The sequence below is a fragment of the Kitasatospora sp. NPDC088160 genome, assembly GCF_044741445.1.
GTDB lineage: Bacteria > Actinomycetota > Actinomycetes > Streptomycetales > Streptomycetaceae > Kitasatospora.
Window position 1 is genome coordinate 18,712 of the sequence record NZ_JBIUSS010000037.1, and the last position, 21,958, is coordinate 40,669.

At 69.3% G+C, this 21,958-nt stretch carries 21 protein-coding genes and 4 pseudogenes; 12 read left to right on the forward strand and 13 right to left on the reverse strand.

The annotated features are described in order from the left end of the window. Positions 1–303: 303 nt before the first annotated feature. Positions 304–654: a beta/gamma crystallin domain-containing protein gene (locus ACIOGZ_RS38425; RefSeq protein ID WP_400989333.1), complete on the forward strand. Its 351-nt coding sequence runs from the start codon at positions 304–306 to the stop codon at positions 652–654. Here the strand turns inward: ACIOGZ_RS38425 and ACIOGZ_RS38430 are convergent. Then, entirely contained in the window at positions 647–1,249 is a 603-nt protein-coding gene (locus ACIOGZ_RS38430; RefSeq protein WP_400989335.1) for a DUF4389 domain-containing protein, read from the reverse strand. The genes ACIOGZ_RS38425 and ACIOGZ_RS38430 overlap by 8 nt on opposite strands. A gap of 362 nt (positions 1,250–1,611) precedes the next feature. On the opposite strand from ACIOGZ_RS38430, the gene ACIOGZ_RS38435 reads away from it, so the two are divergent. From ACIOGZ_RS38435 to ACIOGZ_RS38445, 3 genes and pseudogenes are all read left to right on the forward strand, one after another. After that, complete coding sequence (locus ACIOGZ_RS38435; protein ID WP_400989336.1) at positions 1,612–2,367, forward strand: alpha/beta fold hydrolase; 756 nt, start codon at positions 1,612–1,614, stop codon at positions 2,365–2,367. Beyond that, positions 2,360–2,818, forward strand: a complete 459-nt coding sequence (locus tag ACIOGZ_RS38440) for a MarR family winged helix-turn-helix transcriptional regulator (protein ID WP_400811942.1) — start codon at positions 2,360–2,362, stop codon at positions 2,816–2,818. Before ACIOGZ_RS38435 ends, ACIOGZ_RS38440 begins: the two co-directional genes overlap by 8 nt. Before the next feature lie 87 nt (positions 2,819–2,905). Continuing rightward, positions 2,906–3,292 (forward strand): annotated as a pseudogene (locus ACIOGZ_RS38445) (SRPBCC family protein); the annotation flags it as partial. Positions 3,293–3,409: 117 nt separating this feature from the next. On the opposite strand, the pseudogene ACIOGZ_RS38450 reads toward ACIOGZ_RS38445, so the two are convergent. The 3 genes and pseudogenes from ACIOGZ_RS38450 to ACIOGZ_RS38460 form a co-directional block, all read right to left on the reverse strand. Next, positions 3,410–3,586 (reverse strand): annotated as a pseudogene (locus ACIOGZ_RS38450) (hypothetical protein); the annotation flags it as partial. Then, the gene (locus tag ACIOGZ_RS38455; RefSeq protein ID WP_400989375.1) at positions 3,587–3,781 is read right to left on the reverse strand and encodes an alcohol dehydrogenase catalytic domain-containing protein; all 195 of its coding nucleotides are present in this window, start codon (positions 3,779–3,781) and stop codon (positions 3,587–3,589) included. 169 nt (positions 3,782–3,950) lie between these two features. Next, entirely contained in the window at positions 3,951–4,817 is an 867-nt protein-coding gene (locus tag ACIOGZ_RS38460; protein ID WP_400989339.1) for an aldo/keto reductase, read from the reverse strand. A gap of 381 nt (positions 4,818–5,198) precedes the next feature. Here ACIOGZ_RS38460 and ACIOGZ_RS38465 point away from each other — a divergent pair, with 381 nt between their 5' ends. The 4 genes from ACIOGZ_RS38465 to ACIOGZ_RS38480 all read left to right on the forward strand — a co-directional run bounded on the left by ACIOGZ_RS38465 (position 5,199) and on the right by ACIOGZ_RS38480 (position 8,325). Then, positions 5,199–6,182 carry a hypothetical protein gene (locus tag ACIOGZ_RS38465; RefSeq protein ID WP_400989341.1) on the forward strand — a complete coding sequence of 328 codons (984 nt, stop codon included), beginning with the start codon at positions 5,199–5,201 and terminating at the stop codon, positions 6,180–6,182. Between the two features lie 115 nt (positions 6,183–6,297). Further along, positions 6,298–6,552, forward strand: a complete 255-nt coding sequence (locus tag ACIOGZ_RS38470) for a hypothetical protein (protein ID WP_363586058.1) — start codon at positions 6,298–6,300, stop codon at positions 6,550–6,552. Positions 6,553–6,568: 16 nt separating this feature from the next. Beyond that, the gene (locus ACIOGZ_RS38475) at positions 6,569–7,423 is read left to right on the forward strand and encodes a thaumatin family protein (protein ID WP_400989343.1); all 855 of its coding nucleotides are present in this window, start codon (positions 6,569–6,571) and stop codon (positions 7,421–7,423) included. Between the two features lie 83 nt (positions 7,424–7,506). Then, entirely contained in the window at positions 7,507–8,325 is an 819-nt protein-coding gene (locus ACIOGZ_RS38480) for a glycoside hydrolase family protein (RefSeq protein WP_400989344.1), read from the forward strand. 224 nt (positions 8,326–8,549) lie between these two features. Here ACIOGZ_RS38480 and ACIOGZ_RS38485 read toward each other — a convergent pair whose 3' ends face one another. Beyond that, positions 8,550–8,831 carry a hypothetical protein gene (locus ACIOGZ_RS38485; RefSeq protein WP_400989345.1) on the reverse strand — a complete coding sequence of 94 codons (282 nt, stop codon included), beginning with the start codon at positions 8,829–8,831 and terminating at the stop codon, positions 8,550–8,552. A gap of 291 nt (positions 8,832–9,122) precedes the next feature. On the opposite strand from ACIOGZ_RS38485, the pseudogene ACIOGZ_RS38490 reads away from it, so the two are divergent. The 4 genes and pseudogenes from ACIOGZ_RS38490 to ACIOGZ_RS38505 all read left to right on the forward strand — a co-directional run. Beyond that, positions 9,123–10,048: pseudogene (locus tag ACIOGZ_RS38490) on the forward strand (transposase); the annotation flags it as partial. Between the two features lie 96 nt (positions 10,049–10,144). Further along, positions 10,145–10,717, forward strand: a complete 573-nt coding sequence (locus ACIOGZ_RS38495; protein ID WP_400989377.1) for a winged helix-turn-helix domain-containing protein — start codon at positions 10,145–10,147, stop codon at positions 10,715–10,717. Further along, the gene (locus ACIOGZ_RS38500) at positions 10,633–11,199 is read left to right on the forward strand and encodes a transposase (RefSeq protein ID WP_400989379.1); all 567 of its coding nucleotides are present in this window, start codon (positions 10,633–10,635) and stop codon (positions 11,197–11,199) included. Before ACIOGZ_RS38495 ends, ACIOGZ_RS38500 begins: the two co-directional genes overlap by 85 nt. Positions 11,200–11,374: 175 nt before the next feature. Beyond that, positions 11,375–12,052 (forward strand): annotated as a pseudogene (locus ACIOGZ_RS38505) (transporter); the annotation flags it as partial. Between the two features lie 446 nt (positions 12,053–12,498). On the opposite strand, the gene ACIOGZ_RS38510 reads toward ACIOGZ_RS38505, so the two are convergent. The 8 genes from ACIOGZ_RS38510 to ACIOGZ_RS38545 form a co-directional block, all read right to left on the reverse strand. Further along, complete coding sequence (locus ACIOGZ_RS38510; protein WP_363586043.1) at positions 12,499–12,792, reverse strand: putative quinol monooxygenase; 294 nt, start codon at positions 12,790–12,792, stop codon at positions 12,499–12,501. 82 nt (positions 12,793–12,874) lie between these two features. Beyond that, positions 12,875–13,723 (reverse strand): methyltransferase domain-containing protein, encoded by an 849-nt coding sequence (locus ACIOGZ_RS38515; RefSeq protein ID WP_363586042.1) that lies wholly within the window; start codon positions 13,721–13,723, stop codon positions 12,875–12,877. A gap of 87 nt (positions 13,724–13,810) precedes the next feature. Next, complete coding sequence (locus ACIOGZ_RS38520; protein ID WP_363586041.1) at positions 13,811–15,313, reverse strand: FAD-dependent monooxygenase; 1,503 nt, start codon at positions 15,311–15,313, stop codon at positions 13,811–13,813. Between the two features lie 83 nt (positions 15,314–15,396). Continuing rightward, positions 15,397–16,638: a cytochrome P450 gene (locus ACIOGZ_RS38525; protein WP_400989348.1), complete on the reverse strand. Its 1,242-nt coding sequence runs from the start codon at positions 16,636–16,638 to the stop codon at positions 15,397–15,399. A gap of 27 nt (positions 16,639–16,665) precedes the next feature. Continuing rightward, positions 16,666–17,766, reverse strand: coding sequence for a cytochrome P450 (locus tag ACIOGZ_RS38530; protein ID WP_363586039.1), 1,101 nt, complete (start codon positions 17,764–17,766; stop codon positions 16,666–16,668). A gap of 65 nt (positions 17,767–17,831) precedes the next feature. Next, complete coding sequence (locus ACIOGZ_RS38535; RefSeq protein ID WP_400811910.1) at positions 17,832–18,521, reverse strand: tRNA-dependent cyclodipeptide synthase; 690 nt, start codon at positions 18,519–18,521, stop codon at positions 17,832–17,834. A gap of 1,146 nt (positions 18,522–19,667) precedes the next feature. Beyond that, positions 19,668–20,468 (reverse strand): class I SAM-dependent methyltransferase, encoded by an 801-nt coding sequence (locus tag ACIOGZ_RS38540; protein WP_400989381.1) that lies wholly within the window; start codon positions 20,466–20,468, stop codon positions 19,668–19,670. Between the two features lie 5 nt (positions 20,469–20,473). Further along, on the reverse strand, positions 20,474–21,850 hold the full coding sequence (locus ACIOGZ_RS38545) for a cytochrome P450 (RefSeq protein WP_400989349.1): 1,377 nt from the start codon (positions 21,848–21,850) through the stop codon (positions 20,474–20,476). Positions 21,851–21,958: the final 108 nt, after the last annotated feature.

The window sequence follows — 21,958 nt, forward strand, 5'->3', positions numbered from 1 at the left end:
TGTCGGCAGGATCAGCTCCGGTGGCCAGACAAAGGACCAGGCCCCCGACACGCGACCCGCACCCCGCGCCGAGGGATCGGCGCGGCCCGGACGGCCATGCGGGTCCGCGTGACAGGTGACAGGTGTGACAGGTGCGACAGGTGCGACAGGTGCGGAATTCAGCTCAGCAAAGTCCGGCAAAAGTCCCGGGAAATGGAATGATGTCCGAAAATCGTTACACCAGGTTGTGACCTGAACACCTCTTGTTAGTGTCCCTTCAGTTCGACTCGCATGCCCCACCTCACACACCAGGGAGTTTGCGTCATGCTGAAGCGACGAATCGCCGTGGCCGCCGGGGTCGCCATGATGGCTCTGGCCGTCGGCACCGTGCCCGCCCACGCGACCAACGAAGTCAACTTCGCCGAATGCCTGTTCGCCAGCGACTACTTCACCATCGGCATCACCAACGACAACGGCACCGGTTTCAGGAGGTGCTTCGCGAACGCCGGCGACATCTGGATCGACCAGAGGTCGGTCACGAGTTTCAGCAGCGGCAACAACGCCGGGTACTTCGAGTACGAGCCCGGCGACGGCTCCCTCTACCGCCACACCTTCGGCAAGAACCAGGCCATCACCAAGAACTACAGCACCATCACGACGCTCCACATCAACTGAACCACCGGCCGGTCACAGGAGGCCGTGCCCCTGTGACCGGCCCCCCACGGGGGCCGTCCCTCGGCGGAGCCGTCGCGGGCGGGCCCCGTGGCACGCGGTCGGCGGGGCCCGGGACGAGGGGCGCGAGGACGCGCTGGGTGGGGTTGACGAACTCGTCGTTGCCGTCGTCGTCCGAGTTCACCGAGGCGGCGACCGACCCCGTCGCCCAGGAGGCCAGGCCGAGCAGGAGGAAGAGGACGAGCAGGCCGCGCCCGGCACCGACCAGGACCAGCGGACGGGTGCCCGACGCCGGGCCCTCCGGTTCGCTGCCCGGCTCCTCGCCGAACAGGCGCTCGGGGTAGGCCGACGAAAGCATCGTCAGGTAGATGGTGTGGCGCATCCGGTAGCGCAGGACCGCGGCCGTCGCCTCGTACAGCGGCTGTGACATCCGGCCGAGGGCCAGGACCACGAGCCAGACCACGAACGACGCCGTCCGCCAGCCCCCGTACGCCAGGCCCTGCGCGATCGAGGCCTCCGACAGCGTTCCCGGACACCCCCCTGTCCCTCGGTGGTGCTCCCTGCAGAACTGACCGACATGCAACTCCAGTGGCTCCATCGGAAGAAGACCGCCGTCCCGCCGCCGTCCGCGCCGCGACCGTGTCCCGGCACCCCCGGTGGCCGACCGGACGATGCGGCCGGCGGGTCGGGCACGGTGGTCCCGGTGTCAGACCCCCCGAGAGACCAGGGAGCGGGTGGTGCCGCGCGGGCAGCCGACCGGGGCCGTGGCGATGATCGCGGCGACGGCACCGAAGGACGCTGGATCGATGCCTTCGAGGCGCCCCGCGGTCTGGTGACCGCCTTCCGCATGCCAGGGAGGCTCGCACCGCTCCCGAGGCCGGGCGAGTCCAGGGAAAACAGACCAGGAAGATGACCTGGACCACATATGCCACGACACATGTGTCGTGTAATGTGTCCGATATGAGCACTTCAGAGAAGAATCCGGCCCTCGTCTTCATCCCCTGCTTCTCCGGCGCCCCGTGGAGCGCCGAGCAACTGGCCCCCTACGGCGAGGCACCCAAACGGACGCTGCGCCTGCCCGAGGGCGTCGACGACATCGAGCGCTACGCCGACCACGTCGAGAGCGCGATCGCGGACCTGGACGACTACGTGCTGGTCGGCGACTCCTTCGGCGCGAACATCGCCCTCGCACTGGCGACCCGCCGCCCGCGGGGCCTGCGCGCCCTGGTCGCGTCCGGCGGCTTCGCGGCCAACCCGGTCGACTCGAAGCCGTGGAAGGCCCTGATGCAGGCGATCGGCAGGGCCCGCGGGCCGCTTTACCGGCAGCTGACACTGCGCGCCCACGCCCACCGCCTCACCTCCCCGTTCGACGGCGAGGGCCAGGTGCCCTGGAGCCAGGCGCGCAGCCGCGAACTGTTCCTCGCCAACACCCCCGCCGTCTCCTTCGGCGCCCGCCTGCGGGCCGTCCTCACCGCCGACTACGTCGACGCGCTGGGCCGGGTCCAGGTCCCGGCCCTGATCCTGACCCCCTCCCACGACGTACTGATCGGCGAGAACGCCTCCAAGGCCATGCTCGCGGGCATCCCCGACGCCCGGGAGGTCGTGCTGCCGCGCACCGGCCACATGTTCCGCTTCTCCCACCCGGCCACCTACGCCGCCGCGGTCAACGACTTCCTCGCCACCGTGCCGACCACCCGGCGAGACGCCGATGCGTAAGGCCGAACACCTGCGGTTCGCGATCCTGGCGGCCCAGCGCGAAGGCAACCGGCTGCTGATCCAGGCCCTCAAACCGCACGGCATCACCCCGTCACAGGCCGAGGTGCTGCGCCTGCTCCAGCAGCACGGCACCTTGAGCCTCAACGGGCTCGGGCAACTCCTGGTGTGCGAGAGCGGCACCAACCCCAGCCGGCTGGTCGAACGCGTCGTCGCGGCCGGGCTGGTCGAGCGCCGCACCGACGCCGCGGACCGCCGCTACCTCCAGCTCAGCCTCACCCCCGAGGGCGAACGCCTGGCCACCGCCGTCGCCGGGATCGAGGAGTCCCTCTACGCCGCGATGGACACCGTCTGTCAGGGCCTGGACACCGACGCGATGCTCACGTTCCTGCACAACTTCATCGACCCCCTGCCCTCGGGCGAGGCCCTCAACAAACGCCTCGCCCTCGACTGACACCCCGCCCCCGACCGACGCCACGGCCCGCACGGGACCGCACGGCCGCACAGGACCGGCCGACCGCGCGCCGGGGAAGGAACGACCATGCGGTTCGAGAACACCCCGACCGTCGACGCGCCCGTCAGCGAGGTCTTCGCCCACCCCGCACGCCCACCTCGCACCGCCACCTCGCACGGCCACCTCGCACGGCCCGAAAACCTCCGACGCTGGGACTACGCACTCGACACCACCGAGCAGGCCTCCCCGGGACCGATCGGGGCCGACACGACCTACCGCCGGACCCGCACGCTCCCGCGCCCGGCCGAGGAGCACTTCCGCATCACCGCGTACGCCCCCCCGAACCTTCTGACCGCGGACGGCGACTTCGGCCCGTTCACCGGCACCACCACCTACCGGCTCACCCCGCTCGACCAGCACGCCACCCGACCGGTCAACACCGTCCACCTCACCGCCCCCGAAGTCCTCAACGCCGTCACCACGGTCACCGCTGCGGCGGACCGCAGTTCCTCCTTCTCCGCGGTTGGTCAGCCGGTCGTCGCGCTCGCCCCGGTCAGCCTCGTCCTGACGGATCCAGTTGCGCAGGGCCTCGCGGTGCACTCCGACGCCCCGGGCCATCTGCCGGATCACGGGCTTCGGATCGGCAGCCCGGTACGCGGCAACGGCTCGCTGCCGCAACTCGGTCGGGCACTTCATTGGTGCGGCCATGACAGAGGCTCCCTTCTCACGACCTATCAGGTCATGTCCGGGCCGCCCGGCGGCGGCCATCTACAGCCAGACCCGCCGGCCGGCCCGGCTGCCGTCGACCCCCTCGCCCACGGCGTCGATCACGCCGGCACCGTCCAGGTGCGGGGTGACCTCGGCGAGCAGCTTGGCGTGGGCGATGCCCGAACGGGCCTGCCAGTCGGTCGGGTTGACCCCGGACACGGCGACCCGGACCCGGACCTCGCCGGGGCCGGGCACGGGGAGGTCGCGGTCGACCAGCTGGAGAACGTCGGGCCGCCGTTGTCACGGTAGATGATGGCCTTTATGGTCCCCGTCCTCGGGTCCTTGGTGGAGATGGACTGTGCGCCGCGGCCGGGTGCCCGGGCTGCGGTCGCGAGCCGGCCCGGCCGGTGCCGGCCGGTGTCGGTCAGCCGATGGGGACGTCGTTGGAGCGGGACTCGACCGCGTCCAGGGCGGCGAGGTCTGCGGCGTCGAGGGTGATCTCGCCGGCCGCGATGTTGGCTTCGAGGTGAGCGGCGTTGGCGGTGCCGGGGATGAGCAGCACGTTGGGGGCGTGGTGCAGCGGCCAGGCGAGGCCGACCCGGGAAGGTGTGACGCCCAGGGACGCGGCCACTGCGACGGCTTCGCCGCGGCGATGGTGGAGGCGTTCGAGTTGCCGGGCGCCGTAGCCGTCCCGCAGGACGGTGCGGTCGGTGAAGGGTGCGGTCGGGGAGGTCATGTCGCCGTCTCCTCGGTCGGTGGCTGCAGGGCGGTGTGCAGCAGTTCGGCCAGGTAGAGCGCCATCACGCAGTCGGCGATCGGGATGGCGTGCTCCCGGGCGCGGGCCGGGGCGGGGTCTTCGGCCTTGGCCAGGGTGGGCTGTGACGCAGTCGAGCACCATGGCGCGCATCCGGTCGACCGTGTCGGCGACGATGGCGCGGATGGCCGGGTTGGTGGTCGCCTCGCCCCAGGTCTGCACGCCGACCCGGGCCTCGGCGGGGTCGATCGTGGCGATCAGGCGGGCGAGCAGTTCGTCGGGGTCGGGCGGGCTGTCGCTCGCGGCGTACTGGCCGAGGGCTTCAGCGCGTTTGGCGAGCAGCGCGTGGGCGGAGGCCCGGACCAGGTCGTCCTTGCTGCGGTAGTGGGCGTAGATCGAGCCGGTCGAGAGGCCGGACTCGGCCGTGATGTCGGCGATCGAGGTCCGCTCCAGGCCGTCGCGGCTGAAGCAGCCTACGGCGGCCTCGGTGATCTGGGTGCGCCGGAGTTCCTTGCGTGCGTCGGTGAGCCGTGGCACCGCGCCCTCCGTCAAGAAGAATTGACGTTCTGCTTGCAGAGGGGACTCTGCAGAATCCTTGCTCTGTTTGGTGCGGGGGCGGCCCACGGGTGGACAAGCCCGGGCCGGAAGGAGGCCGGGAGGCTGTGCTGCCCGTTCCCGTGAACGGGACCGGGCGCCTGGGCCTCGTGGCACGGGGACACCGCGATGCGCGGCCGCAGGCCCGTGGGGCACTGGCGGTCTGTCGGGCTGCGGGCACGGCGACTAACGTACGGGTGCAGGCTCGGTGACGCTTCGTCACCAAGCGCCGCCATGGGTCCGCCATGGCCTGCGCAGTACGGACGGGACTCCATGCCCGGACGCACACCTGCCGAAGACGTCCATCGTGCGACTGGAGACCTCATGAATCCCCTCTCCGTTTCCCGTCGGCAGCGCCTGCGCGCTTCCGGCGCCGCGTGCGCCGCGATGGCGTGTGCCGTCGTCCTCGGTGCCGCGACACCGGCGCACGCCTTCAGCGGGGGGAACCACGAGAAGATCACCCGGGCCGCCCTGGGGCCGGGGGGCTGGCACCAGAACTCGCTGACGGCGATGGCGGACGGGAACTCGGGCGCGATCGTCGCCAACGACCACGGCGAGTACTTCGGCATCGGCAAGCTCCACTGCGACAACGCCGACTACCTCGACCCCAGGTACGACAGCCGCTACCCCCGCACCCGCGAGCAGGCCAACGCCGAGATCATCGACTGCGTCGAGAGCTCCATCGACCACGTCAGGAGGGCCGTCGCCGCCGCGGACCGGCTGGTCGACGCGAACGGGCGCGTCATCGCCACCCAGACCTCCATCTCCCCGGCTTGCTCGTGGAACGACCGACCGGGACGGGCGAAGTGCGAGGTGCTGGAGGACCTGGGCCGCGGCTGGCATCAGATCGAGGACTTCTACGCCCACAGCAACTGGGTCGACCAGGCCGGCCCGGGAGCCATCGGCGTCAAGAACCCCCCCGGCCTGGGGCGCACCGACCTGCCCGTGTTCTTCTCCATCGGTCGTTACAGCTCCATGAGCAGGGCGGACTGGGTCAAGGACGCCACTGGCCACATCCCTCACGACCTGGCGACGGGCTGCTATCCGGACCGCGACCACAGCGGGACGGTTTCCAACTGCACGGGTCGCGTCACTCATGACGGGGTCCTGAACAAGGACACGAAGGACAGTCCGCGCTCGGTCGTCGCCCACAACTTCGACCACGCCTACGACCTCGCCGTCAAGGACATCGCACGCCAGTGGAAGGACTTCGAGGACGAGCTTCAGCGCAGGTATCCGAACAACGGCCGGGCAAAGGCGATGATCTGCGCCATCACCCATGACCACCCGGACAAGACCTGCTCCTGACACACCACCGCGGCGCTGGCCAGGCCGGCCCGAACGGCCCGACCACACCCGCCGGTGGCACCAGGAGACCGGCGGACCCGATGTCCCGCATTCCGCAACGGGAGGAAGGCCCCGCGTGTCCCTTCGACGCACGGCCTTGAGGATCGCCGCCGCGGCGGCGGCCGTATCGGCGATCGCCCTGCCCGCCTCCGCCCACGCCACCGGCCTGTCGACGGCCGGACCGGCACACGCGACGGCGGCGGACCGGGCCGGCTTCGTCATGGGCAAGGCCCAGTTCGACCGGATGTTCCCGAACAGGGACCGGTTCTACACCTACGACGCACTGGTCGGCGCGATGAGCGCCTACCCCGGCACCAACCTGACCTGCTGAGCGGAACGGAGAAGTCATGCGCGGATTCCTGACCAGGCTGTTCGTCGCGGCGGCCGCCGCCGCACTGACCGTGGTACTGCCGAACGCGGGCGCGGCGATGGGCGCGACCGTCACGGGTGCGACCGTCACGGGTGCGGGCGCGGCGACGGGTGCGACCGTCACGGGTGCGGCGGCGCCGACCCGCACCGCGCCGGTTGCGGCCGCCGCGGTCAACCACACGGTGACGTTCGTGAACCACTCGTCGCAGAAGCTGTGGATCGGAAGCGGCGTCAACGCCGACGGGTCGAAGCAGTTCACCCGGCTGCCGGTCCTGGCTCCCGGCCAGTCGGCGACGGTGACGATCCCCGAGACGGCCGCCCCGTTCCACTGGCGTGGGAAGTTCTTCGCACGCCAGGGATGCGGCGGGGCCCTTGGCAGCACCTTCCACTGCCGGGTGGCCGACTGCGGCCCGGCCGCCGACCACTGCACGACGGGCGAACAACCCGCCAGCCTCGCGGAGTTCAACTTCGACGCCAAGGACGGCGCCGCCCCCTGGTACGACGTGAGCTACGTGAACGCGTTCTCGCTGCCGATCACGATCACTCCGGTGAACGCCACGATCCCGGCCGGCGGGGGCTGCGACACGCGGGGCTGCGCGGCGAACCTGCTGCCCTACTGCCCGCCCGCCGACCTGACGCGCGGGCCGGACGGCAAGCCGATGCTGTGCACCAACCCCAGCCGGGACACCCCCAGCAGCTACAGCCGCGCGCTCAGCGCGAAGTGTCCCAAGGCCTACACGTGGTCCAAGCAGGACCAGGTGCCGGGCAACAAGGTGATGCAGCAGTGCAGCCGCTGCAGCGGCTTCACCGTCACCTTCGGCCCCACCGCGTGAGCCACCCGCCCCGGACCCCGGCCCCCGGACTCCAGGACCGCCGCGGCCCCCGTCACGACCGCGTGACCGAAGAGAGGAACGCCTTGCCACGTCGAATGCGCCTGTTCACCGCCCTGCTCGCGGTGCTCACCTGCCTCACCGTCGGCAGTGCGGCCGACGCGACCGCCGCCCCGGCGAAGAAGAAGGGCGTGAGCGCCTGGAACTTCACCGACGTCACCAAGGCGCTGGCCGACTCCAGGGCCGGCTGGTTCTACACCTGGGCCTCGGACCGCCAGCAGATCAAGCCGCCGGCCGGCGTCGAGTTCGTCCCCATGATCTGGGGTGCGGGCTCGGTGACCGACGCACAACTGCGAACGGCCAGGCAGGAGGGCACGACCCTGCTCGGCTTCAACGAACCCGACCTGTCGGCGCAGGCCAACATGAGCGTGGCCAGGGCCCTCGACCTGTGGCCCCGGCTCCAGTCGACCGGGATGCGTCTGGGGGCACCCGCGGTGGCGGGCGGCGGCGACGTCGCGGGCGGCTGGCTCGACCAGTTCATGAAGGGCGCCGCCGCCCGTCACGACAAGGTCGACTTCATCCCCCTGCACTGGTACGGCTCGGACTTCCGCGCCGACGCCGCGACCGGTCAACTGCGCAACTACCTCCAGGCCGTGTACAACCGCTACAAGAAGCCGATCTGGCTCACCGAGTACGCCCTGATCGACTTCTCCAGCGGCACCCCGAAGTATCCGACACCGGAACAGCAGGCCGCGTTCGTGACGAAGTCGACCGCCATGCTCCAGGGACTTCCCTTCGTCGAGCGCTACGCGTGGTTCACCCTCTCCGCGGACCGTGGCGGCACCGGTCTCTACAACCGGGCGACCCCCAACCGGGTGGGTACGGCCTACCGCGCGGCCGGCTGAGCACACACCCCGCCCCCGTCCACGCACGGGCCCGATCGACCACGACACCCGGACCGGCGCAGAACCGGGGGTCGGCGAGCCCGGCGGGTGGACCGACGTGTCCACCCGCCGGGCGACGGCTCGCGGCCGTCGGCTCAGCTCGTGGCCGATCGGCTCGGCTCGTCGGCCGCCCCCGCGCCGGTCCAAGGGATTCCTCAGGTGGTCACCGCTCGCGAGCGCGCTCGTCACGGCCGGTACGGGGTCGCCGCCAGGACCGCCCCGTCGGCGCTGGGCGGCAGCGGCGGCAGCGGCCAGGACGGATCCGGTGCCCAGGCCGGCCGGCCGCCGGCGAACGGACCGGTGCGGTCCTCCCGCATGCCGATCGCCCGGCGTCGGGCCCGCCCGACCTGACGGCCCGCGCAGTCGTCGACCACACCGAGGCGGCGCGGCTGGGCGTACCCCCCGGTCTCCTTCCAGCGGTGCCCCGACAGGTCGGAGGCGGTGGCCAGGCGGCCGGACGGCGGCAACGGTGGCGGCGTCCGGCCCCCGGGCCTCGTTCCCCGGCTCCGTCACGCGGGGCCCGCCGGCGGTCAGCCCCCGGCGCAGCCGCCGTTGCGGCAGTCGCGCCAGGGGCCCCAGGCACCGCCCGGGGCCTGCTCGGAGATCTCGGCGGACAATGAGCTTGTTCTTTTTCTTCCGCCCTCGAACGGCGTCTCGAACGGGGTCGCTCACTTGGGGATTCGCCGGACATGAAGGCGGCCTTCGCCTGATCCTGTGCTCCGACCAAGGTGCACGTGACCACGACGAAGGCCGCGAGGGTGAGTCTGCTGCCTGATGCTGTGCGGCGGGAAGCGTTCGCGAAAGCGTCACGCTTCCGGGGAGAGTTCTACGAGTGTCTGACCGCCCGGCGTGACGAGTTGTTCGAACTCGCCGACGCGGTGCTGTGTGCGGACGGTGCGGTGAAGTCCCGGTGGACCTGACACTGCTGCCCGAGCACCGGCGTGGGCACGGAGCGATGTACGGCGGCCTGAACCAAGGCCGGATCGACGTCGTCCGGCTGCGGACGGTGCTGGCCAGGCTGTCGCTGCCGCGCTTCGACGGCGGGCGCCTGGTCCTGGCGGTCGATGTGTCGCCGTGGCTTCGTTCGGACGCGCCGTGCTCGGCGGAGCGGCTGTTCTGCCACGTCTACGGCCGGGCGAAGACGGCTTCGCAGTTCATTCCGGGCTGGCCCTACTCCTTCGTGGCCGCGCTGGAGCCGGGGGCCACGTCCTGGACCGCGATTCTGGACGCGGTTCGGCTCGGTCCGGCGGACGACGCGACCGCGGTCACCGCCGCCCAGTTGCGGGGTGTCGTGGAGCGACTCATCACCGCGGGCCAGTGGCAGGCCGGAGACCCGCACATCGTGATCGTCAGCGACGCCCGCTACGACGTCACCCGCCTGGCCTGGGTCCTGCGTGATCTGCCGGTCGAGTCGGTGGGCCGGGTCCGCTCCGACCGCGTGATGCGCCTGCCGAAACCACCGAGGATGCACGGCGTCAACGGCCGACCGCCCAAGCACGGCCCGGAATTCCGCTTCGCCAAACCGGAGACCTGGCCCGAGCCCGCGATCACCACAGTCACCGACACCATCAACTACGGCAAGGCCGAGGCCCAGGTGTGGGACCGGGTCCGCCCCCGGCTCACCCACCGCTCCTCCTGGCTCGACCACGACGGTGAACTACCTCTGGTAGAGGGAGCGTTACTGACTTCGGCTCGTCAGGGTGAACTGTCCTGGTTTGCCTGACGGGCTCGTTGTGGTGGCTGTATCCGATGGTGTGTGAGGTATGCGGATGGGGGCGGGCTGACCGCCACGGGACGGCTGCGCCGGGAGTCGGTGCGGGTGCAGGCGGCCGAGCTGTTCGAGCAGGAGGTCAAGCCGGCAGAGGTGGCCCGACGTCTGCGGGTGAGTCCGAAGTCGGCCTACCAGTGGCACCAGTTGTGGCGCGAGGGCGGTGTCCAGGCGCTGGCCTCTCGCGGCCCGGGTGGGGCGCGGTGCCGGTTGTCTCCGCGTTGCCTGGAGAAGCTCGCCGCGTACCTGGAGCAGGGCCCGGCCGCACACGGCTGGGTGGAGGACCAGGTGTGGACCGCGGCCAGAGTGGCCACGCTGATCGGGCGGAAGTTCCACGTCTCGTACAGCGTCTCGGGCGCCACGAGGCTGATGCACCGGCTCGGCTTCAGCCCGCAGGTCCCCGTACGCAGGGTGGCCGAGCGGGACGAGCAGGCCGTCACCGCGTGGAAGAAGGTGACGTGGGCGGAGGTAAAAGCGCCCGGGCGGCCTGCGGGGGCTACATCTGCTTCGAGGACGAAGCAGGGTTCACCCGCCGACCGCCCAAAGGCCGCACCTGGGGCCGACGGGGCCGCACACCGGTCGTGACCGTCAGCGGCCGCCGCTCGGGACGCCTGTCGGTGGCCGGGCTGATCGCCATGCGGCCCGGCTCGCGCACCCGGCTGTGCCACCGCCTGCGCACCCACCCCGCAGGCAGGGGTCAGCGCCGCAGCATGGGCGAGCGCGACTTCATCGCCCTGGTCGACGGTGTCCACCACCTCGTCAAAGCACCGATCGCGCTGGTCTGGGACCGCCTCAACACCCACGCCTCCCACGCCATGCGCGAGTTGATCGCCCAGCGCACCTGGCTGACGGTCTTCCTCCTACCCGCCTACTCACCCGACCTCAACCCCGTCGAATGGGTCTGGGCACACGTCAAACGCAGCCTCGCCAACCTCGCCGTGGTCGCCCTCGACCGACTCGAAACCCTCGTCCGCAACCGCCTCAAACGACTGCAGTACCGGCCCGACACCATCGACGGCTTCATAGCCGGCACCGGCCTCACCCTCGACACCCCAACCTCACCCTGACAAGCCGAAGTCAGTAACTACGTTGCGTTGTCACACCGCGACTCCACCGCCGCCGGGCTCTACCGCGACACCACTCAGACGAGCTACAGAGAAGTGCATCCGTCACCGTGACGGACATGTAGTCTATGGATCATCGCAGTTCAGAGCCGGTATCCGAGCTCCTGCGGTCGGTAAAGTTGAGTACAAGCGGGCGACTGACGCCGGGGTGATCCACCAGGGGCTGTTCTATCTGTCCTGGCTGATGGACCACCGGGACGAGTTCCAGCGACTGGTGCGTGACCGGCTCGGCGCCGAGGCTGCGGCCGGGGTCTTGTGGAGCGCGCCAAGGCTGATCTGTGTGGCCGGTGACTTCACCCGCTATGACGTCCACGCCGTACGCGAGCACCGCCGCAGCATCGATCTCGTACGCTACCGCTTCTACGGCGATCACCACATCGGGCTGGAAACGGTGGCCTCCGTCACCGGACACGCCGCTGCTTCCCGGATGGCCTCCCGCCTGCGCGCGGCCGGGGGCCGGAGCGAGCGTACGGCGGGCGGGGCGATGACGGAGCTGGCCGCCGCGGTCGACGAGGCGCTGCTCGGGCTCGGAGACGACATCGTTCCCGTGCAGCGTAAGCAGTACCGGGCCTATCAGCGGCTGCGGAACTTCGCCTGCCTCTGCCCGCCCCAGCAGGCCAAGCTCCTCGTCTACCTGAAGGCCGACCCGGGCACGGTTGATCTCGTCCCCGGCTTCACCCGGGACGTGACAGGACTCGGCCACCACGGAACCGGTGACCTGGAAGTCCAGCTTCGCACGGAGCGGGACTTGGAGCGGGCTCAGGATCTGTTCCGCCTCAGCTGCGCCGCGGCGTAGGAGGGCTCGATCCCGTGTGCGTGTGACGGGCTCCGCTGGGGTCTGGTGTGAAGTTGTGGGTGGGGTGGTCGTTCTGGTGCCTCTCGACGGTGTGGGCAGGGCGTGGCAGTGGAGTAATCAATGGTCCAGTGGTTCTCCGGTTTCGCGAACCGGGGAACCACGGCTATGTTCCGCCGTCATCGCCCGAGAGGGTGGTGGTCCTGGTTGGCCGGCTCAGCGGCGGAGCAGGTCGTCCGGATTGATGGCCAGGTAGGTCTCGGGTGTGGTGGCTTCCAGCGCGGCGGGGCGAGGGTGAAGCCCGAGGTGTTCCCCAGGAGGGCTTCCCAGGCTGGTCCCGGGTGCTGGAGACGGCAGCTCGGAGTCTGCGCTGGACATGGGGCCTGGCCTCAGGTCTTGTCCGTGCAGTCTCCGTGGGGTTAGCGGTCGCCCTCGTGGGGACTCTCATCTCATGTCAGCTCCCGGTAAGTTGTGATCTTGATCGGTTCCGCCAGGAGTGATTCCACCGCGGCGGCGAGGTGCTGGGAGTGCGCGCTTCGGAAGTGGCGCTGGAGGTCTTCGGTGTGTCGCCACCGCTCGATGGCGATGAATTCCTCCGGGGTTTCGATGCTCTGCTGGATGGAGTAGTGCAGGCTTCCCTCCTCGTTCCGGGTGGGTTCGATGACCGCCTGGAGCAGTTGTGCGAGTTCTGCCTCCTTGCCCGCCCTGGCGACGACCCGGCCCACAACCGTTACTTCACTCATCGGCTTCGCCTCTCTCGGTGTTCCGTTTGCGTGTTGTTCCGTTCGGATGGGCGCTCTCCGCCCTTCCTGGCGGACCGGCTCTTCAGGTTCTCCGCTGTCGCCGTCCGACCGCGGGGGTGTGTCCATGGGCAGCGCCGATGGGGAGTGCGGGGAAGACCATGGACGGGTCGTCGAACAGGGAGGAGAGCCGTCGATCGGCGGTGTCGAGCAGACCGTGGTCCTGGAACGACGGTGCGAGGCGGGCGAGCGTGAGCGCGTAGAAGCCGCGTTTTCCACCGGAGACGAGGGGGTGTCGCCGCTGGTGGGTGATGCCCTCCAGACCCTGGGCGGCGAGGAGCACCGGGAGGGTGCTGCCGAGTTCGGGGTGTGCTCCGGCGAGTGTCATCAGCCGGTGCACCGCGGTTGCGAACTCCAGGAAGGCTGTGGCCGCTCTTCTGTCCGGGGCGTGTTTGGCGGCGATGGCGAGTGTCTCGCGACTGACGTCGATCGCTTCGGCGAAGAGCTGCCCGTGTGGTGCCAGCGAGGGGATCAGCCGGGCCAGGACGGATTCGGGGTCCGGCAGATGCTCCAGTACGGATCTGGCGTGGATCAGATCCCAGGAACCTGGTGGCAGAGGGCCTGCGGTGATGTCGTGTTCGATCACTTCGACCCCGGGATGTGCGATGTTCCTCAGAAATCGCGGATCGCTGTCGGTTGCCACCACTCTTCCGGTCTCTCCGGCGAGAGATGCCAGGAGACGGGCGATACTGCCCGCTCCCGCGCCGACTTCGAGGCATGACCACCCGGGTGCCGGGTTCACCCGGGTGAGGATCTCCTCGGTTCCGGGGTCGTAGACCTGCTCGATCGTGCGCAGGCGGTCGAATTCGAGATCCGCTCGGGCGGCTGAATCCAGAACGTAGGGGGCGGGTTGCGGACGGTCCGGGTCGGTCATGGTCTGCCTCTCTGGTTCCTCCGGGCCCGACGAGCGGTGCAGGGCCGCCGACGCGAGCACGAGCAGCCCAGATCAGGGTCCCGCCGGTCATCCGACATGTATGCCGAGTGAGCGAAGATGACTGGTCACCTCACTTGGAGTCTCGGTGGCCAGCGAGATGTATCCGTCCGGTCGTACGAGGAACAGGCCGTGCGGTGCGTACGCGCGGGAGGCGAACCCCGCGGGGTCCGAGACGTCGTGGCCGACGCGCACCACGCGGATCACCGCGGGACCCCGGGCGCTGACAGGCTGGATGGGCGGACTTCCGAAGGAAAGAAGGGTGAAGTGGGGTCCGCGGAAGAGATCGAAGAGACGTACCGGGGCTCCGCCACGGTCGGTACAAGGGGCATCCGGAGCGCGGTCCCCCGCGTGGAGGGCTTCCTCGACGAGAGCGGGGCGCATCTCCGCGTTGGGTGGAATACCCCGGTATCCGAGTGCCAGATGGTGCGTGGTGCGGTCACGGCGCGCGGCCAGCTCCCTGACCCGACCCGCCCCTTGGTGGATGCGAGTGCTCACTCCAAGCACCTCCGCCGCAGCGGGCCGGCGCTCCGCCTCGTAGGAGTCCAGGAGCGAGGGTGCTGCCTGGCCGGTTGCCGCGAGCGCCAGTTTCCATCCCAGGTTGTAGGCGTCCTGGATGCTCGCGTTGATGCCCTGGCCGCCCGCCGGGGAATGAACATGCGCGGAGTCACCGGCCAGGAACACCCGGCCGACCCGGAAGTGCTCCGCCAGCGCTGCTCGTGCCCGGAAGACCGATGACCACAGCACCTTCCGCACCCGCACTCCCGTGCGGGCGGCCACCAGTTCGCGGACCCGCTCGGGAGCGGGGTCGGGGGTTCCCGTCGCGAACCGTGCGATGACCTGGAAGTAGTCCGTTCTGGCGACGGGACAGATCGCGGTCATGATGCCGACCGCGTCACCCCAGGTGTGCCAGTGCTCGCGGTCCAGTCCGGGAATATCGGCATCGGCCACGAGCAGCGGCCGGGTGTCCACGTCTTCGCGGTCGAACCTCACACCCAGGATTTTCCGTACGGTGCTGCCGCCCCCGTCTGCCCCGACCAGGTAGTCGGCCGCGATCTCCCGCGTACCTCCGTCGGTCCGGACAACCTGGGCCAGCACGCCGGCCTCGTCCTGGGAGAATCCGTCGAGCCGCGCTCCGAACTCGACACGGTGGCCCAGATTCAGCAGTCGCTCGCGAAGCAGTTCCTGGGTGCGCGACTGAGGAAGCATCAGGGGCTCGGCATAGGGCGTGGCCCCAGTGGGCTCGCCACGGGCGATGACGTCCCACTCCCTGACGATCCTTCCCTCCTCCCAGGCCACCATCGGCGGCAGCGGCGCTCCCTCCGCCTGTACTGAGTCGATGATTCCGAGGTCGTCGAAGATCTCCAGGGTGCGCGGCTGGAGACCCTTGCCCCGTGATCCCGGAAAGGGACCCGCGCCGGCGTCGATGATCCGGAAGTCGACGTGCCGACGGGCCAGTTCCACCGCCAGGACCAGTCCGGCAGGTCCTCCTCCGGCAATCAGAACAGATGTGTGGTGGCGATTACTGTCCACGGCATGTCCCCTTTCCGGTCCTCCGTCATCGTGATGCGGAGGAGGTCGCAGCCGGCTGTATGCGGTTTCCCCTTTCTGGTGGTTCAGGCAGCCAGGAGCCGTCCTTCCGCGGTGGGATCGAATGTGAGGGTGAGTGATTCGGGGCCGCGGGAGTAGAAGCCGGTCTCTTCGTAGGAGGCGTCCTCGGGGAAGCCGATGTTCTCCATGAGGGCCAGCAGCATCGTCACGACCGTCTCCAGTTCCCTGCGCGCGAATGCGGCCCCGACGCACGAGTGCATGCCCGCGCCGAACCCGAAGTGGGTAGCGGCGGCGGTGAAGGACCGTTCGGGACCGAGGTCGGTGCGCTGGAGGTCGAAGGTGTCGGGCCGTTCGAAGACACGCGGGTCGCGGTTGGCGGCGGCGAGCATGCACCAGACCATGGTCTCGGCGGGTATGGCGACGCCGGAGATCTCGACGTTCTCCGCTGTCCTGCGGGGGATCAGTTGCACGGGCGGTGTGTAGCGGAGCGTCTCCGCGATGGCGTTGGTCACCAGTCCGGGATCGCCGCGGACCAGGGCCATCTGATCGGGGTGGGTGATCAGATGCCGGAACAGCAGGGCCAGTGTCTTGTCCGCCGGTTCGGTCGCGGCGAGGAGCACGTTGTGGCACAGAGCGGTGACCTCGTGCAGGCTCATCCTCCCGCTCTCGTACTCCGTGTGGCACATCAGCGAGATCACATCCTGGCCGGGGTTCTCGCGCCGTTCCTCGATGAAGGGCCGCAGATAGTCCTCCAGCCGGCGGGCGCACTGGACGCAATGCCGGTATCGCTCCTCGGTCAGAGTGACGCTCGTCACGAATTCGGCCACGCCCTGGAACCAGGAGTGCACATTCCGCCAGTTGTCCTTGGGCAGTCCAAGACTGTCCAGCGCGACCCAGATCGCCAGCTGCTGTCCGAAGTCCTTCACCAGGTCGAACCGGCCGCGCCGCAGATGGGGGCGGATGAGCTGCTCCACGTTGCGGCGGATGAGCGGGATCTGGTCTTCCAGCATCGGCCCGGTGTATCCGCGGATCATTGTCCGGTGTTTGGCGGTGTGTTCGGCGCCGGTCATCTGTGCCAGGACGCGACCGCGCATGACCGGCTCGGCCCGTTCCCGTAAGGCTTGGGTGGTGAAGATCTGGTCCTCGGCCAGAACCCGGCGAACGTCTTCGTGCCGGCTCAGGAAGTAGGCGCCGATGCCGGGTTCGTAGTGGACGGGGTCGTTCTCCCGCAGCTGGGGATACCAGGCGTACGGGTCCCGGGCGAACTTGTCGGACAGGACGCTGATGATGCGGGCAGTCGGATGCATGGTGTTCTCCTCTCATCGGGTTGGCCGTCACCAGGCCACGGGCAGACAGGCGGGACGGATGAACGTCAGATCATTTCTCCAGGGAATCTCGTGTTCATACACGGCCAGGCGCAGTTGTGGGAAGCGCTCGAACAGGGCGGGGCAGACGATGGTGAGAACCAGCCTGCTGAGGGCGTCGTCTGCCAGGGGCCCAGGATCCGTGCGAAGGTCTGTGGACCCGGCGTCCGGACGATGGATGTCGAATTTCGCCGGGGTGGGGTAGTGCTCCTCGTCCCAGGCCGCGCCGAGGGGCGAGGCGCATACCGCGTCTCGGGCCTTGATCAGGGTGCCGTGTAGTTCCAGGTCTCTGAGCGCGATATGGGTGGGGCCGAGCACCGTGCCCGGGTGGTAGCGGCGGAGTTCCCCGGCTGCCGCCCGCCACAGCACTGGATCGCGCAGGCACTCCCGTAGCGGTTTGGGGTGGAGCAGGAGAGTGAACGGTCCGGTCAGCAATGCCGAGAAGAGTGACCTCGCGCACCGGACGAGCAAGCCTGTCACCACGGTGTGCGACGGTTCAGTGTCGGCCTCCCGCTGTTCGCGGGCTTTAAAGGGCGTACCGGCGGCATTACCGCGGACGGGGCCATCCCGGAGGTGCTCTGTGAGCGAGTGCAGGACCGGGTGCCTGACAGCCGAATTTCCTGTCGGCTCTTCCTGGATCAGAAGGTTCCGCAATTCCTGGGGATCGAATGACAGCCCGAAGACATCGCGGCACACGGCGGCTGTTAGCGGCGCTGCCAGTTGTTCCAGCAGATCGGCAGGGTTGTTCCCGGTTTCCATGGCGTCCAGGACGAGACCCGTCTGTTTCACGATCGAGGCCCGGTGGGATTCCACCGCCCACGTCGCGCAATACTCGGCACCCGGCTGCCCGGCCCGCGAGCGCGCTGCCCCGCTGATCCCGGCCGGAGGGGGAAGTGCTTCAGCGGCATCGCTCAGGCGCACGAGGTCCGGGTCGGTGAATACTCGCAGGATGTCGTCCCGGCGGGAGATCATCCACAGCCAGGATCCGCCCGGAAGCTCGACCGGGCAGACCGGCTGCCGTCGGCGTGCCCAGTGGATCACGGGCGGAGGCGTGCCCAGGGGGCCCAGCACGAAGGGAAACCTCAACGGTACTTCCGGTGTCCTCGCCGGCATCGGGAGCTGCCTGAGCTGCCTCATCACGAACCACCCGGCAGTACGGGCTCGGCCACCACGAACCCCTGTTGTGCAGCTGACCGCAGCCCGGTCGCCGGACCGGCGAGCAGGGCCGCGGCGAGCTCGATCCGCCGGTGGTAGACGAACACCGAAGAAGCCACGTCAAAGATCGACGGGCTGTCCACGATCAGCGGCAACTCTGCGATCGGATAACTGACGCAGGCGTCGATCTGCTCCTCACCGGGCTCCGTATCCGCGATGGACTGGACCGCTCCCCGGGCAACCGCCCGGCAGGCCACCCTGAGGGCGGGATCGACTCGGTATGCCGCTCTGGCCCGCTCACGCAACGCCGCGTACTCGGGTCGGCTCATCAGCTGAGTCCAGGTATGGACGCGCCTTTCCGGCGTGGACACACCGGCACGCGACAGCGCAAGCACCGCGGGATTCCTGAGCTGGTTCACAGCTCGCCGCACACGCCCCACTGCCTCCAGCGGCCTGACGCCCGCAGCGGTGAGGGTATGTGCCGCCTCGAATCCGGGAACGAGAACGTCGACCCTCGTGAAATGTCCGGCTGCCCACTGGACCAACGCCTCCACCCGGCATGGTGTGTAGTAGCCGTTGAACGGGCTCAGACCCACGACGCAGTGGTCGGAGGCATCGGCGATCCGACGGCAATTCTCGCTCTGTGGTCGAATCAGGAAATCCACGGTCACCACCGCTTACCTGCATCTGTATGCCACGTTCTCATGCCAATACCTTTCCCGGTCGCCAGGTCTGAAAGTCCGCCATGAAGTGGGCGGCCCGAAGAGAGAAGGCCGTCACGCCAGAATTCACACCGAATTCTCTGCCCGAACGGCTCAGGTCATTTGGAGACGAAACCTGTCTTCTCGTCACGGCAGCCCTGCGGGCGGCGCCAATACAACTCGACGGTCGAGCCGTGCGCATCACCCGTGATCACTCCGCAGTGCGCCGACGCCTCCTCGCCGTGCTGCTACACACTACGGGATGTTATGAACATTCGATAGACCTTATTGCTGTATTAGTTTAGGCCCGGGAGGCCGCCCTCGGTGGTGGGCAGTGGAAATCGCCATTGTGTTCGTTAATGGAAATTTAGTTCGAATATACTTTCCCTCGGCTGCATTTCGAGCCCGTCGGCACGATCCTCGCCATCCACGGATCTTCCTCACCGAGGTCCGCTCGGCTCGGCGGCACCACCCGCACGTCGGCAACCGTGTGGTGATGTCGACGCCTGCGCCTGGGGCCTCGCGCCTTGGCGCCGGCCGTGCGTACTGCCCACCGCGCCTCCGATGGCCAGGCCACTTCGGCCCCGATCTCCCCGGGTTGTTCGCGGAACACACCCTCGGCGACGACATCTTCGCTATTCGTGGCGACGGCAGGCACACCGTGCCGCGCTTCCCCGAATGCCGGCCCTTGGGCCGGCTGGTACTCACCGCCTCCGGCGCTTACACCATGACCAATCACCGGCGGTTCAACCGCATCCAGCCGCCCACTGGATACCCTTTCGGCGGCGGCAGCGACAGCGTCGCCCCCACGAAGGAGCGCTTGTGGCCACTGTCGCTCCGCAACCCGTGACGATCTGCCGCTGATCACAGACGTCCACGCGTTCGGGGTCTCCCACCCCGAACGCGGGATCGCCTTACCGGCTGCTCCGGCTGAGCACCGGAGAAGACGCATGCGGCTCGTGCGTGCCCTGATCGTGGCGATCGACACCGCGATCTCCCGCCGGCGGACGATCACCAGAGCACGATCAAGCCCGTGACCTGCCCGAGCACCCTGCCCCCGCACCACGCCGGCGCCCGTGACCTGTGGATTTCAGGATGGAATCAGCTCATGGGGAGTCAGTGGCGGGTGCGTCGGCCCCAGGTGGACAGGGTCAGGAGGGCGAGGTCGGTGTACTCTCCGCCTTCCAAAAGCTTCGTACAGTCCGTCAGTTCTTCGGGTGTGGTGAGACGTTCGCGGATCAGGGCTGGACCGATTTGCTCCAGGGAGAGCCGCAGGAAGGCGTCGGCGTTGCCGTTCCTGCCCACCAGGCCCGGGGTGCAGTGGACGCCGATATCGGTCAGACCTGCCTGTGAGAGGAGTCCCGGCAGTGCGGTGCCCCATCGCTGCTCGGTGCGCATCACGTTCTCGGACAGGGTGAACACGGCGTTGAGACAGCGCTGGTAGGCGTTCCGGGTGCCGGCCGGGGGATGGACCGCCATGACCGTCTCCACGCACACCCAGCCTCCCGGTGCGGTCCAGCGCGCCATCTTGCCGAGGACTTCTGCTCGCTCCGGCAGGTGTTCCAGCAGTGCTCGGGCATGGACGAGGTCGAAGGAGGCCGCCGGAAAGTCCTCCCGGACGACATCGTGGCGTCGGACGGACAGGTTGGGCACGTCCCGGGGCAGCAGGGCGGTGCTGATGTCGGTGCCCACGACCTCCCCCGGGGCACACTGCTCGGCCAGCCAGCGCGCGACGGAGCCGGCACCGCCTCCGAGCTCAAGGCACCGCCAGCCCGGCTGGATGCCGAGACGAGTGATGACGGAGCGTGTGGTGGGGTCGAGGTACGCCTCGAGGGCACGCAGCCGCGCCTCTTCCTGGGGGATGTGGTGGTCGAGGAGCCCCGCCCCGTACTTCTGTGCTGTGAGCCCGTTGGCCATCTCGGTCACGACGAAGCCTCCGGGGTGTTCGGTGGCTGTCCCGGCCACCGTTGCCGCAGGCGCATGGAGAGGGCGTTGGGTGTGAGCGTGATTCGGCGGGCGGGGTGGACGGGCCGGCCGGGAACCGGGTCGAGCTGCCAGCGTGCGGCGATGGAGGCGAGGGCGAGTGTCGCCTCGTTGCGGGCGAAGACCTCGCCGATGCACTTGCGCGGCCCGCTCCCGAAGGGCAGCAGCGTGCCCGGCGGGGGCTTGCCCGCGCCCTGCCAGCGATCGGGGTCGAAGCTGTCAGGAGCAGGGTAGAGGTCGGCGCGGCGGTGGACCTGGTAGGCGCTGAACATCATGGTGGTGCCCGCGGGGAGACGGTGTCCGCCCAGTACGGTGTCGCTGGTGGTGTTCCGGGTGAAGAGCCATGCCGACGGATACAGGCGGAGCGTCTCGCTGACGATCCTGTCGGTCACTTCCAGCGCGGGCAGGTCGGCGTGCTGCGCGGGGCGGCCGTCGAGGACGGTGTCGACCTCGGCCTGGAGCCTGTCCTGGATGTCGGGGTGGGCGCCGATCAGGTGCCAGGCCCAGGAGAGCAGGATGGCGGTGGTGTCGATCCCGGCGAGGAGGAAGGTGAGAACCTGTTCGTGGATCTCGTCGTCGGTCAGGCCCAGCCCGCCCTCCTCCTGGGGGGCCAGCAGGGTGGACAGTAGGTCGCCCCGGTCGACGCCGTCGGCGCGGTGGTTGGCGATCAGAGTGTCGGTGAGCCGCCGGACGTGGACCCGGGCCTGGTCGAAGCGGCGGTTGCCGCGGGTGGGGAGCTTGTCGGCCATCGGCACGGGCATCATGGCCCGTCGGGCGATGCCGCGGGTGATGGCCTCGACGCTGCCGTAGAGGGCGGCGGAATCGGAGGCGTCCATGTCGGCGGCGAACATGCACCGCGCCGTGACGGCCGTGGTGAGCTGGTACATCGCCTTGGTGACGTCGAGGACCTGGCCGTTGTGCCAGGCGCTGGTAAGTGCCGTGATCTCCTGGCTCGTCATCGTCGCGTACCCGGGCAGCCGTCCGCGCTGGAAGGCCGGCTGGACGAGCCTGCGTTGTCGGCGGTGGTCGTGGGCCGGGCAGCCCAGCAGGCCGTTGCCCGCCAGCTCTCGGAACTTGTCGAAAATGGGCCCGCCCTTGTCGTAGACGCGGTCCTCGGCGAGGACCTGGTGGAGCAGGTCGGGATGGCAGACCATGTGCATGGTCTGCGGTCCCAGTTTGATCCGTACGAGATCGCCGTGTGCGGGCAGTTGCCTCACGAAGTCCAGTGGTCTGCGGGCGAGCGCGAGCGCGTGGCCCAGCACGGGCAGGGCTCCCGGAGCGGTCGCCATCGTGTAGGTGGTTGTCACGGTAGGCATGGCCTCCTGTGCTGTGGTGGATTGCGCCTCGTCTTCGTCAGTCCCGGGCGCGGGGTTCACCGTCGGACGGGTTGACCTGGCCGGGTCCGCAGACCCCGGTCCGGACGG

Excerpts from the sequence above, each read along its gene's own strand:
- ACIOGZ_RS38425 (WP_400989333.1), top strand. The coding sequence starts at position 304 with ATGCTGAAGCGACGAATCGCCGTGGCCGCCGGGGTCGCCATGATGGCT.
- ACIOGZ_RS38540 (WP_400989381.1), bottom strand. The coding sequence starts at position 20,468 with ATGGCCAACGGGCTCACAGCACAGAAGTACGGGGCGGGGCTCCTCGAC.
- ACIOGZ_RS38510 (WP_363586043.1), bottom strand. The coding sequence starts at position 12,792 with ATGAGTGAAGTAACGGTTGTGGGCCGGGTCGTCGCCAGGGCGGGCAAG.
- ACIOGZ_RS38475 (WP_400989343.1), top strand. The coding sequence starts at position 6,569 with ATGCGCGGATTCCTGACCAGGCTGTTCGTCGCGGCGGCCGCCGCCGCA.
- ACIOGZ_RS38430 (WP_400989335.1), bottom strand. The coding sequence starts at position 1,249 with ATGGAGCCACTGGAGTTGCATGTCGGTCAGTTCTGCAGGGAGCACCAC.
- ACIOGZ_RS38440 (WP_400811942.1), top strand. The coding sequence starts at position 2,360 with ATGCGTAAGGCCGAACACCTGCGGTTCGCGATCCTGGCGGCCCAGCGC.
- ACIOGZ_RS38525 (WP_400989348.1), bottom strand. The coding sequence starts at position 16,638 with ATGCATCCGACTGCCCGCATCATCAGCGTCCTGTCCGACAAGTTCGCC.
- ACIOGZ_RS38465 (WP_400989341.1), top strand. The coding sequence starts at position 5,199 with ATGAATCCCCTCTCCGTTTCCCGTCGGCAGCGCCTGCGCGCTTCCGGC.
- ACIOGZ_RS38435 (WP_400989336.1), top strand. The coding sequence starts at position 1,612 with ATGAGCACTTCAGAGAAGAATCCGGCCCTCGTCTTCATCCCCTGCTTC.
- ACIOGZ_RS38515 (WP_363586042.1), bottom strand. The coding sequence starts at position 13,723 with ATGACCGACCCGGACCGTCCGCAACCCGCCCCCTACGTTCTGGATTCA.
- ACIOGZ_RS38545 (WP_400989349.1), bottom strand. The coding sequence starts at position 21,850 with ATGCCTACCGTGACAACCACCTACACGATGGCGACCGCTCCGGGAGCC.